Origin of the sequence: Amycolatopsis sp. NPDC049252 (genome assembly GCF_043197175.1) — a bacterium.
In the GTDB taxonomy this organism is placed as follows: Bacteria; Actinomycetota; Actinomycetes; order Mycobacteriales; family Pseudonocardiaceae; genus Amycolatopsis.
Genome location: NZ_JBICSQ010000026.1, coordinates 22,275 through 38,505 on the forward strand (window position 1 = coordinate 22,275; position 16,231 = coordinate 38,505).

The 16,231-nt window shown below is 74.6% G+C and carries 1 protein-coding gene; it reads left to right on the forward strand.

All coding sequences use genetic code 11. The annotated features are described in order from the left end of the window. Positions 1–55: 55 nt before the first annotated feature. Entirely contained in the window at positions 56–16,201 is a 16,146-nt protein-coding gene (locus tag ACGFMK_RS25600; protein WP_392767953.1) for an SDR family NAD(P)-dependent oxidoreductase, read from the forward strand. Positions 16,202–16,231: the final 30 nt, after the last annotated feature.

Sequence of the window (16,231 nt, forward strand, 5' to 3'; positions counted from 1 at the left end):
CCTCACCGAACGAAGCCGGGAGACGCAGACACGGCGACAAGTGAGGTGTGCGGCGATGGCCGATGAGGCGACGCTCCGTGACTATCTGAAGTGGGTCACCGCCGACCTGCACCAGACCCGGCAGAAACTGCGCAGCCTCGAGGACCGGACGCAGGAACCGATCGCCGTCGTCGCGATGAGCTGCCGGTACCCCGGCGGTGTGCGGACGCCGGAGCAGCTCTGGGAGCTGGTGTCGGAGGGGCGCGACGTCATCGGCCCGTTCCCCGAGGACCGCGGCTGGGACACCGACGCCGTCTTCGACCCGGACCCCGACCACAGCGGCACGACCTACGCGAACGAAGGCGGCTTCCTCAGCGAAGCCGGCCGGTTCGACGCCGCGTTCTTCGGCATCTCGCCGCGCGAAGCGCTCGCCATGGACCCGCAGCAGCGGCTGCTGCTCGAGACGTCGTGGGAAGCCTTCGAGCGCGCCGGCATCGTCCCCGCTTCGCTGAAGGGCACCCAGTGCGGTGTCTTCGTCGGCACCACCAGCCACGACTACGCGACGCTTCTCGCCGACGCGCCCGAAGGCGTAGAAGGCCACGTCGCGACGGGAAGCGCGGCGAGCGTCTTCTCCGGCCGGGTCGCCTACAGCTTCGGGCTCGAAGGGCCCGCCGTCACCGTCGACACCGCGTGCTCGTCGAGCCTCGTTTCGGTGCACCTCGCCGCGCAGGCGCTGCGCCGGGACGAGTGCTCGCTCGCGCTGGCCGGCGGCGTGACCGTGATGTCGACGCCGGGTGCGTTCGTCGAATTCAGCCGCCAGCGCGGGCTCGCGCCGGACGGCCGCTGCAAGGCGTTCGACGCCGCCGCCGACGGCACCGGCTGGGCCGAGGGTGTCGGCATGTTGCTGCTGGCCCGGCTCTCCGACGCGCGCCGCCTCTGTTACCCCGTGCTCGCGGTGGTGCGCGGCACGGCGATCAACTCCGACGGCGCGTCCAACGGCCTCACCGCCCCCAACGGCCCGGCCCAGCAGAAGGTCATCCTGCAGGCGCTGGCCAACGCGCGGCTGTCGGCCGGGCAGGTCGACGCGGTCGAGGCGCACGGCACCGGCACCTCGCTCGGCGACCCGATCGAGGCCCAGGCGCTGCTCGCCACCTACGGCCAGGACCGCCCGGACGGACGCCCGCTGCTGCTCGGCTCGATGAAGACCAACATCGGCCACTCGCAGGCCGCGGCCGGCGTCGGCGGCATCATCAAGATGGTCCAGGCCATCCGGCACGGCGTCCTGCCCCAGACCCTGCACGTCACCGAGCCCACCCCGCACGTCGACTGGGCGGCCGGCGCCGTCGAGCTGCTCACCGAGGCGCGGACCTGGCCGGAGACCGGCGAACCGCGCCGCGCGGCCGTCTCGTCGTTCGGCATGAGCGGCACCAACGCGCACGCCATCATCGAACAGGCCCCCGAACCGGAGGAGGCCCCCGAAGCGCCTCGGGTGCCCGTCGGCGGCACCCTGCCGCTGCTGCTGTCCGGGCGTACCGAGGCCGCGCTGACCCGGCAGGCCGAGGTCCTGCGCGACCACCTCGCCGCGCACCCTGAACTGTCCCTTGTGGACGTCGCCCGCACACTGGCCACGACACGGGCGGTCTTCGAACACCGCGCCGTCGTGGAGGCTTCCGACCGGGACGCGCTGCTGTCCGCTTTGGACGACCTGACGACGGCCACCCGGGCCTCGGTCACCTCCTCCGGCCGGACCGCCTTCGTCTTCCCCGGCGCCGGCGCGCAGTGGGAGGGCATGGCCCGTGAGCTGATAACGGCGTCCCCGGTCTTCGCCGACCGGATGCGCGCGTGCGCGGCCGCGCTGGCCCCGCACGTCGACTGGTCGCTGCTGGACGTGATCGCGGGTGCCGAAGGCGCACCGTCCGAAGTGGACCGCGTGGACGTGCAGCAGGTCGTGCTGTGGGCCGTGATGGTCTCACTCGCCGAGGTCTGGCGCGCGCACGGCGTGACCGCGGACGCGTTCGTCGGACATTCCCAGGGCGAGATCGCCGCGGCCGTCGCCGCGGGCGCACTGTCCATCGAGGACGGTGCCCTGGTCATCGTGACGCGCAGCCGGCTGGCGCTCCGTCTGTCCGGCCGGGGCGGCATGGTCTCCGTGGCACTGCCGCAGGCCGAAGTCGAAACCCTGATCGCAGGCGGCCCGCTCTCGATCGGTGCGGTCAACGGCCCCGGCAGCACGGTTGTCTCCGGTGACGTCGCCGCGCTCGACGAACTGCTCGCCCGGTGCGAGCGTGACGGCGTGCGCGCCAAGCGGGTCGCCGTCGACTACGCCGCACACTCGGCGCAGCTGGAGGAACTGCGCGAGGAGTTCGAACGCGCCGTCGCCCCGGTCCGCCCGCGCGCCACCGACCTGCCGTTCTACTCGACCGTCACCGGCGAGCGGATCGACACCACGACCCTCGACGTGCACTACTGGTTCCGCAACCTGCGCGAGACCGTGCGGTTCGACGGCACCGTCCGCGTCATGCTCGCCGAAGAGATCGGCGCGTTCCTCGAGGTCGCGCCGCACGCGGTGCTCACCGTGGGGCTGCAGGAGATCTTCGAGGACGAGGGCGTCGAGGCGGTCGCCGTGCGCACGCTGCGCCGCGGTGAAGGCGGCCTCGCGCGGTTCCACCTGTCCCTGGCCGAGGCGCTGGCCGGCGGGGTCGTGCCCGACTGGGCCGTGCTGTACGGCACCGGCGAGCGCGCCGACCTGCCGACCTACGCCTTCGAGCCCAGCCGGTTCTGGCCGGACGTCTCCGCGATCCGCACCGGCGACCTCGGCTCAGCCGGGCTCGGCGCGGCCGCGCACCCGCTGCTCGGCGCCACCGTCGCGCTGGCCGACGGCGACGGGTTCCTGTTCACCGGCCGGCTGTCCGCGCACACCCAGCCGTGGCTGGCCGACCACGCCGTCGGCGGCACGATCCTGTTCCCCGGCACGGCTTTCGTCGAGCTGGCCGTGCGGGCGGGGGACCAGGCCGGCTGCGACCGGCTGGCCGAGCTGACCCTCGAAGCACCGCTGGTGCTGCCCGCACGCGGCGGGGTCACGCTGCAGGTGACGGTCGGCGCCGGCGACCCGCTGACCATCGAGTTCTACTCCCGGCCCGCCGACGCCGCCTTCGACGAGCCGTGGACGCGGCACGCCACCGGCACCCTCACGACGTCCGGCAACCCGGCGCCCGACGGCACCGTGACCTGGCCGCCGGAAGGCGCGCAGGTGGTCCCGGTCGACGGCCTCTACGACGCCTTCGCCGCCGCCGGTTTCCAGTACGGGCCCGCCTTCCGTGGCCTGCACGCCGCTTGGCGCGCCGGTGACGACTTCTACCTCGACGTCCGCCTCCCCGACGCCGTCAAGCCTGCCGCCGGGCGGTTCGGCCTGCACCCGGCCCTGCTCGACGCCGCACTGCACGGCGTCGGCCTGACCGGGTCCGCCCGCGGGCTGCTGCCGTTCTCCTGGAGCGGGGTGACGCTGTTCGCGGCCGGGGCCGACGCGATCCGCGTCAAGCTGAGCCCGGCCGGTCAGGACACGGTCTCGCTCGACGTCGCCGACCAGAGCGGCCGCCCGGTCGCCGCGGTCGAGTCGCTGGTCCTGCGTCCGGTCGACGCCGCGGCCATCGGTGACGCCGGCCGGGTCCGGGACGCGCTGTACCGGGTGGACTGGCCGGAGCTGCCGCTGTCCGTAGTGGACGGTTCGGCCACCTGGGCGCAGCTCGGCACGCCTCTGGGTGGCTCGGTCGCCTCCTGGGCCGACCTCGCCGCGCTCGCGGCGTCGAGCGAAGGCGGCGCACCGGACTTCGTCGTGGTCTCCCCGGGTGGGGGCGACGGGCTCGCGGCCGCCGCGCACCGGGCCGCGCGGGACACCCTCGACCTGGTCCAGGCCTGGCTCGCGGAGCCGAAGTTCGACCGCTCCCGGCTGGTCTTCGTGACCCGCGGCGCGCTCGGTCCGGACGGCAGCGGCGACCCCGCCGCGGCGACCGTCTGGGGTCTGCTGCGCGTGGCGCGTTCGGAACACCCGGGCCGCTTTGCTGTCGTTGATGTCGATGCGGTCACGCCCGACAGCCTGCTCGACCTGCTGCCGGCCGCACTCGCCGCCGACGAGGCCGAGCTGGCCGTACGAGACGGCGTCGCGTACGCCCCGCGCCTGACGCGGCACAGCGTGTCCGATGTGGACGACACGGTGTTCGGTCCGGACGGGACGGTCCTGATCACCGGCGGCACCGGCACCCTCGGCGGGCTGGTGGCCCGCCACCTCGTCGCCGAGCGTGGCGTCCGGCGCCTGCTGCTCGTCGGACGTCGTGGCCTCGCCGCCGACGGTGCCGTCGAACTGGCGGAAGAGCTGACCGCACTCGGTGCCGACGTCGAGATCGCGGCGTGTGACGTCGCCGACCGCGACGCCCTCGAAGCGCTGCTGGCGCGGACCGCGGACCTCACGGCCGTCGTGCACACCGCGGGCGTGCTCGACGACGGGACCGTGGAGTCCCTGACGCCCGAACGCCTGGCCGCCGTGCTGCGCCCGAAGGTCGACGCCGCCGCGAACCTCCACAAGCTGACCGCCGGGCTGCCGCTGCGCGCGTTCGTGCTGTTCTCCGGCGCCGCCGGGACTTTCGGCGGGCCGGGTCAGGCCAACTACGCCGCCGCCAACGTCTTCCTCGACGCGCTGGCCGCGCACCGGCGCGCCGCCGGGCTGCCCGCGACGTCGCTGGCCTGGGGCCTGTGGGCGCAGGCGTCCGGCATGACCGGCCACCTCGACGACGGCGACCTCGGCCGGATGAGCCGCGGCGGCATCGAGCCGCTGCCCACCGAAGACGCCCTCACCCTGTTCGACCTGGCCACCGGCGGCGGCGACGCCCTGCTCGTGCCGGTGCGGCTGGCCGCGTCGACGGCGAAGCCCGGCTCGGTGCCGGCGCTGCTGCGCGGGCTCGTCCGCGCTCCGGCGCGCCGTGCCGCGGCCGGCGCCGCCGAGGACGAGTCCCTGCTGCGCGAACGGCTGAGCGGCCTCGGCGAGGCCGAGATCGAGCAGCAGCTGCTCGACCTGGTCCGGACCACCGCGGCCGCCGCGCTGGGCCACGCGTCCGCCGACGAGGTGCGCGACGGCAAGCCGTTCAAGGACCTCGGGTTCGACTCGCTGACCGCGGTCGACCTCCGCAACCGCCTCAACCTCGCGACCGGCCTGCGGCTGCCCGCGACCCTCGTGTTCGACCACCCGACGCCGCTCGCGCTGGCCCGGCACGTGCGCGGGGAACTGTTCGGCGCCGGCGAGATCGTGCCGGTCCGGCGGGCGAAGTCCACTGTGGACGACACGGACGACCGGATCGCCATCGTCGCGATGAGCTGCCGTTATCCCGGCGGCGTCCGGACGCCGGAAGACCTGTGGCAGCTGGTCTCCTCGGGCACCGACGCCATCGGCGCGCTGCCCGCCGACCGCGGCTGGGACCCCGAGCTGCTCTACGGCCAGGACCCGGACGGCGACGGCTCGCGCTTCGCCCGCGAGGGCGGTTTCCTCTACGACGCAGCCGATTTCGACCCGGAGTTCTTCGGCATCAGCCCGCGTGAGGCGATGGCGATGGACCCGCAGCAGCGGCTCCTGCTGACCACGACCTGGGAGGCCTTCGAGCGCGCCGGGATCGACCCGGCGGCCGCGCGCGGCTCCCGGACCGGCGTGTTCGCCGGCGTCATGTACCACGACTACGGCTCCCGGCTCTACGCCTCGGACGGCCTCGACGAGTACAGCGCCCACCTCGGCAACGGCGGCGCGGGCAGCATCACGTCCGGCCGGATCGCCTACACGTTCGGCCTCGAGGGCCCGGCCGTCACCATCGACACGGCCTGCTCGTCGTCGCTGGTCGCGCTGCACCTGGCCGCGCAGGCGCTGCGCACCGGCGAGTGCTCGATGGCGCTGGCCGGCGGCGTGTCCGTGATGAACACCCCGACGATCTTCATGGAGTTCCTGCGCCAGCGCGGGCTCGCCGAGAACGCGCGGTGCAAGTCGTTCGCCGACGGCGCCGACGGCACCGGCTGGGGCGAGGGCGTCGGCATGCTTTTGCTGGAAAGGCTTTCCGACGCGCGCCGCAACGGGCACCCGGTGCTCGCGGTGGTCCGCGGCAGCGCGGTCAACCAGGACGGCGCGTCCAACGGCATGACCGCGCCGAACGGCCCGGCCCAGCAACGGGTGATCCGCCAGGCGGTCGCCGCGGCCGGCCTCGAACTGTCCGATGTGGACGCCGTCGAGGCGCACGGCACGGGCACCTCGCTCGGTGACCCCATCGAGGCACAGGCCCTGCTGGCCACCTACGGCCGCGACCGCGCCGGGGAACCCCTGTGGCTCGGCTCGATCAAGTCGAACTTCGGCCACACGCAGGCCGCGGCCGGCGTCGCCGGGATCATCAAGATGGTCATGGCGATGCGCCACGGCACGCTGCCGAAGACGCTGCACGCCGAGCGGCCGTCCACCCGGATCGACTGGGCGGACGGCGCGGTCGAAGTGCTGCGCGACACGCGCGACTGGCCCGAGACCGGGCGCCCGCGCCGCGCCGGGGTGTCGTCGTTCGGCATCAGCGGGACCAACGCCCACGCCGTGCTGGAGCAGGGCGACCCGGCTCCCGAGACGTCCGCCCCCACCGGCGGGCCGGTGGCCTGGGTCCTTTCCGGACGGACCGAAGCCGCGTTGCGCGGGCAGGCGTCCCGGCTGCTGGAGCACGCCGGCGCCGGGCACCCGCACGACATCGGCCGGGCGCTGGCCACCGCGCGCACCGCGTTCGACGTCCGCGCCGCGGTCGTCGGCGAGGACACCGACGAGCTGGTCCGCGGCCTGACGGCGCTGGCCGGGGGAGCGGCGGCGGCGAACGTCGTCCGCGGCTCGGCGGCCGGCGTCGCGCCCGCGTTCCTGTGCACCGGCCAGGGCAGCCAGCGACCGGGCATGGGCCGTGACCTCTACGACGTCCACCCCGAGTTCGCCGCCGCGCTCGACGCGGTGTGCGCGGAGTTCGACGCCTACCTGGACCGGCCGCTGCGGATGGTCATGTTCGCCGAGGCGGGCTCGTCCGACGCCGCGCTCCTCGGCCGCACCGGGTACGCGCAGCCGGCGCTGTTCGCGCTGGAAGTCGCGCTGTTCCGGCTCTTCGAGCACTGGGGCGCGCGGCCGAGTCACCTGCTCGGCCACTCCGTCGGGGAGATCGCGGCGGCGCACGTCGCCGAGGTGCTTTCGCTGGCCGACGCGGTCAAGCTGGTCGCGGCGCGTGGCCGGCTGATGGACGCGCTGCCGTCCGGCGGTGCGATGGTGGCCATCCAGGCGACCGAGGCCGAGGTCTCGGTATATCTGTCAGACGGTGTGACCATCGCCGCGATCAACGGCCCGGACTCGACGGTCGTCTCGGGTGACGAGGACGCCGTGCTCGCGGTCGCCGCGCACTTCACCGACCTGGGCCGCAAGACCAAGCGCCTGGTCGTCAGCCACGCGTTCCACTCGCCGCTCATGGAGCCGATGCTGGCCGAATTCCGCGGTATTACGGAGTCTCTGTCATACGGTCGGACGGTTATACCGATCGTCTCGAACGTCACCGGTGAGCTGATCGCGGAGTTCGACGCGGACTACTGGGTGCGGCACGTACGGGAGGCCGTGCGGTTCGCCGACGGGATGCGGACGCTGGCGGCCCGCGGGGTCACGACGTTCGTCGAGCTGGGCCCGGACGCCGTGCTCACCGCGATGGGCCCGGACTGCCTGGAGGGCATCGGCACCTTCGCCGCCGCACTGCGCGAAGGACGTCCCGCCGCCCGCACGGCGCTGACCGCGCTCGCCGCCGCCCACACCGGCGGCGCCCGGGTGGACTGGACCGCCGTCTTCGGCCCCGCCGCCCGGGTCGACTTGCCGACGTACGCCTTCCAGGAGCAGCGCTACTGGCTCGACGTCCCGGCCGTGTCCGCGTCCGGCCCGGTCGACGAGGGTGAGGCGCGGTTCTGGGACGCCGTCGAGCGCGAGGACGTCGAATCGCTGGCCGGCACGCTCACCCTGCCCGAGGGTGAGGTCGGCCCGGTCGTCTCCGCGCTGTCGGCGTGGCGCCGGTCCCGCACCGAACTGTCCACCGCGGACTCGTGGCGCTACCGCGTCACCTGGCAGCCGCTGCCCGCGGCCGCGAACCGGGTCGGCGGCACCTGGCTGCTCGTCGCGCCGGACGGCGAGGAGGAGATCCTCGCCGCGGTCGTCGACACGCTGACCGAGGCGGGCGCCGAGACGCGGATCCTGCGTGTCCCGGTCGCGGCCGACCGCCCGATCTTCGCCGAACTGCTGCGCGAGGTGTTCGCGGAGGGTCCGGTCTCGGGTGTGCTGTCGCTGCTCGCCACGGCAGAGCCCGGCGCGAACGCCGGAGTGCCGGACGGCGTCGCGGCAACCGCGGCGTTGGCCCAGGCCCTCGGCGACGTCGCCGGTGCGAGCGCGGGAGTGCCGGCGGCGACCGACAAGAACATCGGGATTCCGGGCGGTGCCGCGTCGGCCCAGGCCCTCGGCGACGTTGCCGGTGCGAGCGCGGGAGTGCCGGCGGCGACCGACAAGAACGTCGGGATGCCGGGGGGTGCCGCGTCGGCCCCGGCGCTCGGCAGCGTCGCCTCCTTGGCCCGGTTGTGGCTGGTCACCCGGGGTGCGGTGGCCGTCAGCCGTGCTGATCGCCCGGCCGGGGACCGGCAGCATTTCGCCGCCCAGGCCGCGGTCGCCGGGCTCGGCCGCGCGGTCGCGCTCGAACACCCCGACCGGATCGCCGGGAGCGTCGACCTCCCGCACGACCTCGACGCCCGCGCCCTGCTGCGGCTGCCCGGCGTGCTGGCCGGGCTCGGTGCCGAAGACCAGATCGCGGTGCGCGCCAACGGTCTCTTCGCCCGCCGTCTCACCCGCGCCACCGGCCGCGACGGCGTCTGGACGCCGCGCGGGACCGTGCTGGTCACCGGCGGCACCGGCGCGCTCGGCGCCGAAGTCGCCCGCTGGCTCGCCGCGAACGGCGCGAGCAAGCTGGTGCTCACCAGCCGCCGCGGCCCGGACGCTCCGGGTGCCGCGGAGCTGCGGGCCGAACTGTCCGATGTGGACGTCGAGATCGTCGCCTGCGACATCGCCGACCGCGACGAGGTGGCCGCGCTGGTCGCCCGCTTCGAGCTCGACGCCGTCGTGCACGCGGCCGGCGTCGCCCAGGCGCAGGCCTTCGAGGAGATGTCGCCGGCCGACCTCGCCGACGTCGTCACCGCGAAGGTCGCCGGGGCCACGCACCTCGACGAACTGCTGGGTGAGCTGGACGCCTTCGTCCTGTTCTCCTCCATCGCCGGCACCTGGGGTGGCGCCGGCCAGTCGGCCTACGCCGCCGGAAACGCTTTCCTCGACGCGCTGGCCCAGGCCCGCCGCGCCGCCGGGTTGCCCGCGACGTCCGTCGCGTGGGGTCCGTGGGCCGAGGCCGGGATGGCGACCGGCGACGCCGCCGAGCACCTGCGCCGCCGGGGCGTGACGCCGATGGCGCCGCGGTTCGCGGTCGCCGCGCTGGCCCGCGCGGTCGCCGGGGACGAGCCGGCGGTCACGGTCGCCGACGTCGACTGGGCGCGCTTCGCCCCCGGTTTCACCGCGGCTCGGCCCAGCCCGCTGCTGGGTGAGCTGCCCGAGGTCCGGGCGGCCCTGGACAGCCGCCCCGCCGCCGAGTCCGCCGAGCCCGCGGTGCGATCGGCGCTGCGCAGCCGGCTCGCCGGGGCGTCCGCTTCGGAGCGTTCGGCCGTCCTGCTGGAACTCGTGCGTCACCAGGTCGCCGGGGTGCTCGGCTACGCCGGGACCGACGCCGTCGAGCCCGGCCGGGCCTTCCGCGAACTCGGCTTCGACTCGGTGATGGCCGTCGAGCTGCGCGACCTGGTCGAGTCCGCGACCGGCCTGCGGCTGCCCGCGACGCTGGTCTTCGACCACCCGAGCCCGCTGGCGCTCGCCGACCTGCTGGCCGCGGAGCTGTTCGACGAGTCCGCTGTGGACGACGTCGTCGAGTCCGCTGTGGACGGTACCGAGCCGATCGCGATCGTGGCCATGAGCTGCCGCTTCCCTGGTGGTGTCCGCACCCCCGAACAGTTCTGGGAGCTGCTGCGCGCCGGCGGCGACGCCGTGTCGGACTTCCCCGCCGACCGCGGCTGGGACGCCGACGCGATCTACGACCCCGACCCGGACAACCAGGGCACGAGCTACTCCCGCTCGGGCGGTTTCCTCGACGGCGCCGAGGAGTTCGACGCCGCGTTCTTCGGGGTCAGCCCACGCGAGGCCCTGGCCATGGACCCGCAGCAGCGGTTGCTGCTGGAGACGTCGTGGGAGGTCTTCGAACGGGCCGGCGTCGACCCGCGCACGGTGCGGGGCAGCCGGACCGGCGTCTTCACCGGCACCAATGGCCAGGACTACGTCAACCTCCTGATGGCCTCGGTCGAGGCGATGGAGGGCCACGTCGCCACCGGCAACGCGGCGAGCGTCGTGTCCGGGCGGCTGGCCTACAACTTCGGGCTCGAGGGCCCGGCGGTCACCGTCGACACCGCGTGCTCGTCTTCGCTGGTCGCGGTGCACCTCGCCGCCCAGGCCCTGCGCTCGGGCGAGTGCTCGCTGGCTCTGGCCGGCGGCGCGACGGTGATGGCGACCCCGGCCGCGTTCATCGAGTTCTCCCGCCAGCGCGGTCTCGCCGTCGACGGCCGCTGCAAGGCGTTCGCCGACGCCGCCGACGGCACCGGCTGGGGCGAGGGCGCCGGCATGGTGCTGCTGGAGCGGCTTTCCGACGCCCGGCGCAACGGCCACCCGGTGCTCGCCGTGCTGCGCGGCTCCGCCGTCAACTCCGACGGCGCGTCCAACGGCCTCACCGCGCCGAACGGCCCGTCGCAGCAACGCGTGATCCGCCAGGCGCTCGCGGCCGCCGGACTGTCCACTTCGGACGTCGACGTCGTCGAGGCGCACGGCACCGGCACCCAGCTGGGCGACCCGATCGAGGCGCAGGCCCTGATCGCGACCTACGGTCGTGACCGCGAGCGACCGCTGTGGCTCGGCTCGGTCAAGTCCAACATCGGGCACACCCAGGCCGCGGCCGGGGTGGCCGGGCTGATCAAGATGGTGCTCGCGCTGGAACACGGCGTGCTGCCGCAGACCCTGCACGTGGACGCCCCGTCGTCCCATGTGGACTGGTCGGCGGGGTCGGTCGCCCTCGTCACCGAGCCGACGCCGTGGCCGGAGACCGGCGCGCCCCGCCGGTTCGGGCTCTCGTCGTTCGGCATGAGCGGCACCAACGCCCACGCCGTCTTCGAGCAGGCCCCGCCGCCGGAAGCGGTGGAGGCGCCGGAGCCCGAGCTGTCGACGGCCCCGTTCGTGCTGTCCGCCCGCAACGCCGACGCCCTGCGCGACCAGGCCCAGCGCCTCCGCGCCCAGCTCGACGACCAGCCGGCACTCGGCCTGGCCGGTCTCGGCGCCGCGCTGGCGGGCACCCGCGCCGTCCACGAACACCGCGCGGTCGTGCTCGCCGGTGACCGCGACGCCCTGCTCGACGGGCTCGGCGCGCTGGCCCGCGGCGAGTCGTTCGCCGGCCTGATCGAGGGGACGGCGCCGGCCACCGGCCGGACCGCGTTCCTCTTCACCGGCCAGGGCAGCCAGCGGGCCGGGATGGGCCGCGAGCTGTACGAGGCGCACCCGGTGTTCGCCTCGGCGCTGGACGCCGTGTGCGCGGAGTTCGACACGCACCTCGACCGTCCACTGCAGACGGTCATGTTCGGCGAACCGGAGCTGCTCGACCGGACCGAGTACACCCAGCCCGCGCTGTTCGCGCTGGAGGTGGCGCTGTTCCGGCAACTGGAGCACTTCGGCGTCCGGCCCGACTTCCTGGCCGGGCACTCGATCGGCGAGCTGGCCGCCGCGCACGTCGCCGGGGTCCTGTCGCTGGCCGACGCGGTGACGCTGGTCGCCGCGCGCGGACGTCTCATGCAGGCGCTCCCGTCCGGCGGCGCGATGCTGGCGATCCAGGCCACCGAGGACGAGGTTTCGGTATATCTGTCAGACCGTGTGACCATCGCTGCCCTGAACGGCCCGGACTCGACGGTCATCTCCGGTGACGAGGCCGCCGTAAACGCCGTGGCGGCGCACTTCGCCGACCGCAAGACCAAGCGCCTGGTCGTCAGTCACGCGTTCCACTCGCCGCTGATGGATCCGATGCTGGCGGAGTTCCGCGGTATAGCGGAGAGTCTGTCTTACGGTCAGTCGGTTATACCGATCGTCTCGACCGTCACCGGTGAGCCGGTGCTGGAGTTCGACGCCGGCTACTGGGTCCGGCACGCCCGCGACGCCGTCCGGTTCCTGGACGGCATCCGCACGCTGGAAGCCGCGGGCGTCACGCGCTTCGTCGAGCTGGGCCCGGACGGTGTCCTGTCCGCGATGGGCCAGGACTGCGTCACCGGCGACGCCGTGTTCGCGCCCACCCAGCGCGCCGGACGCCCCGAGGAGCCCGCCCTGCTCGGCGGCCTGGCGACGGCGTTCGTAAACGGCACCCCGGTCACCTGGACCGCCGCCTTCCCCGGAACGGTGGCGCGGGTCGCCCTGCCGACCTACGCCTTCCAGCGCCGCCGCTACTGGCCGACGCTGCGGGTATCCGTCACCGGCGACCCGTCGGCCCTCGGTGTCGCCGCGGCCGGGCACCCGCTGCTCGGCGCGGCCGTCGCGACCGCCGGCGACGACGGGTTCCTGCTCACCGGACGGCTTTCCGTCCGGACCCACCCGTGGCTCGCCGAGCACCGGGTGCGCGGCGCGATCCTGGTGCCCGGCACCGCGTTCGTCGAGCTCGCCGTGCGGGCCGGCGACGAGGCCGGCCACGACCGGATCGAAGACCTGACCCTGCACGCCCCGCTCGTGCTGCCCGAGGACGAAGCGGTCGACGTCCAGGTCCGCGTGGGTGAGACCGACGAACGGGGACTCCGTCCGCTGACCGTCCACGCCCGCATCGCCGGTGGCGGCGAATGGACCCTGCACGCCGAAGGCGCGCTCGGGACGGCCGCGGCCGCACCGTCCGACGGCCTGGCCGTCTGGCCTCCGGTCGGTGCCGAACCCATCGACGTCAGCGGTCTGTATGACGGTATGACCGAAGCCGGATTCGGTTACGGCCCGAGCTTCCGCGGCCTGTCCGCCGCTTGGCGGACGGCCACCGAGATCTACGCCGAGGTCGCGCTGCCGGCCGGCACCGCGGAGTTCGGCCTGCACCCGGGGCTGCTCGACTCGGCCCTGCACGCGCTCGCCCTCGGCACCGGCGACCAGGTCGCCCAGCCCGGCGAGCGGCCGGCCCGCTTGCCGTTCGCGTGGACCGGCGTCACGCTGCACGCCGCCGGTGCCGCGAAACTGCGCGTCCGGCTGACCCCATCCGGCGACGACGCGGTGTCGCTGCTGGTCGCGGACGCGTCCGGAGCGCCGGTCGCCACCGTCGAATCCCTGGTGCTGCGCCCGGTTTCGGCCGTGGCGGACCCGGGTCCCGCGGCACCCGAATCGCTGTACCGGCTCGCCTGGACGCCGATCCCGAAGCCCGTCGCGGTCGCCGTCGCAGTCCCGCTCAGCGAGATCGCCGACGACGTGCCCGAACTGGTCGTGGCCGACGCAACGAGCGTCGCCGAGGTCTTGGAGCTGGTCCAGAGCTGGATTTCCGAAGAACGCTTCGCCGACTCGAAGCTGGTGCTGCGGACCCGCGAAGCGGTGTACACCGAGGCACCGGATCCGGCCGTGGCCGCCGTCTGGGGCCTGGTGCGGTCCGCGCAGGCCGAGCACCCCGGCCGGTTCGTCCTCGTCGACGCACCCGACGGCGAGCCGCTGGACGCGGCTTTGGCCACCGGCGAACCGCAGGTCGCGGTCCGGGGCGGGGACCTGTTCGTCCCGCGGGTCACGCGGGGTGGCGGGGCGCTGCAACCGCCGACCGGTGACCGCGCTTGGCGGCTCGACACGCGGGCCAAGGGCACCCTGGACAACCTGGTTCTGGTGCCCAGCGCGGAGGCCGTCGCGCCGCTGGCCGGCCACGAGGTCCGGGTCGGCGTCCGCGCCGCCGGGCTCAACTTCCGCGACGTGCTGAACGCGCTGGGCATGTACCCCGGCGAGGCCGGGCTGCTCGGCATCGAGGGCGCGGGCGTCGTGCTGGAGGTCGGGGCCGACGTGACCCGGCTGGCCCCGGGCGACCGCGTGATGGGTCTGCTCGCCGGCGGGTTCGGCCCGGTCTCGGTGTCCGACAACCGTTACCTGGTCCCGATTCCCGACGGCTGGAGCTTTGAGCAGGCCGCGTCCGCGCCGATTGTGTTCCTGACCGCGTACTACGCGCTGGTCCAGCTCGGCGCACTGCAGGCCGGTGAGCGCGTGCTCATCCACTCCGCCGCGGGTGGCGTCGGCATGGCCGCCGTCCAGCTCGCCCGGCACCTCGGCGCCGAGGTCTTCGGCACCGCGAGCCCCGGCAAGTGGGACGTCCTGCGCGGGATGGGCCTGGACGACGCGCACCTCGCCAGCTCCCGCACGCTCGAGTTCGAGCAGTCGTTCGGCGGCGGGATGGCCGTCGTGCTCGACGCGCTGGCCGGCGAGTTCGTCGACGCGTCGCTGCGCAGCACCGCACCCGGCGGGCGGTTCCTGGAGATGGGCAAGACCGACGTCCGGGACCCGGAGCAGGTGGCCGCCGCGCACGACGTCCGCTACCAGGCGTTCGACCTGATCGACGCCGGGCCGGACCGGATCGCCGAGCTGTTCGCCGACGTTCTCGCGCTGTTCGCGAGCGGCGCGCTCGAGCCGCTGCCACTGTCCACATGGGACGTCCGGCACGCGCCGGAGGCGTTCCGCCACCTCAGCCAGGCCAAGCACGTCGGCAAGGTCGTGCTGCGGATCCCACGGCAGCTCGACCCGGCGGGCACCGCGCTGATCACCGGCGGCACCGGAGCCCTTGGCCGACTGGTGGCCCGGCACCTGGTCGCCACTCACGGCCTGAAGCACCTGCTGTTGCTCAGCCGCAGCGGTGGCGCAGGAGACCTCGTCGAGGAATTGGCCGGGCTGGGCGCCGAAGTCACGGTCACGGCGTGCGACGTCACCGACGGCGCGGCGTTGGGGGCGGTGCTCGGCACCATCCCCGCCGAGCACCCGCTCACCGCCGTCGTGCACACCGCCGGCGTCCTCGACGACGGCACCGTCGAGTCCCTCACCCCCGAGCGGCTCGGCACCGTGTGGGCACCGAAAGCCCTTGCGGCCCAACGCCTGCACGAGCTGACCGCGGACACCGACCTGGCCGCGTTCGTCCTGTTCTCCTCGGTCGCCGGCACGTTCGGCAACGCCGGGCAGGCCGGCTACGCCGCGGCCAACGTGTTCCTCGACGCCCTCGCCCAGCGGCGCCTGGCGGCCGGGCTGCCCGCGACGTCGCTGGCCTGGGGTCCCTGGGCGGGCGGCGGCATGCTCGGCAGCCTGACCGAGGCCGACGTGCGCCGGATGACCCGCGGCGGGATCCCGCCGCTGACCGCCGCCGAAGGCCTGGCGCTGTTCGACGCCGGGCTGGCCTCGGCCGAACCGGCGCTGCTGCCGGTGCGGCTGGACCTGGCCGCGCTGCGGGCCCGCGCCGCCGGTGGCGGGGTGCCGACCGTCCTCAACGGACTGATCCGGCACCGCGCCCGCCGGGTCGCCGAGAACTCCGCCGCGGGCGGGGCCGCGCTGAAGACGCGGTTGGCCGCGATGTCCGAAGTGGAGCGTGAGCAGCTGCTGACCGAGACGGTCTGCGGCGAGGTCGCCGCGGTGCTCGGCCACCTCTCGGCGGCCGAGGTCGACCCGGCCCGGCCGTTCAAGGAGCTCGGGTTCGACTCGCTGACCTCGGTCGAGCTGCGCAACCGGCTCAACGCCGGTACCGGCCTGCGGCTGCCCGCGACGGTGGTGTTCGACCAGCCGACCCCGCTGGAGCTGGCCCGGTACCTGCGCGAGGCGCTGCTGGACGAGCCCGTCGCCGCGGCCCGCCCGGCCGTGCTCGGCGAGCTGGACCGGCTCGAAGCGCTGCTGCTGGCGCCCGGCCACGACCAGGCCGAGCACCCCCGCATCACGCTGCGGCTGCAGAGCCTGCTCGCGAAGTGGAGCGACGCGCACCGGAGCGCGGAGACCGCCGACGCCGAGCTCGAGTCGGCCACCGGCGACGACATCTTCGAGCTGCTCGACAAAGAACTGGGCATGTCGTGAACCCCCGCCCGAGCCCCCGTTCCCCCCGCG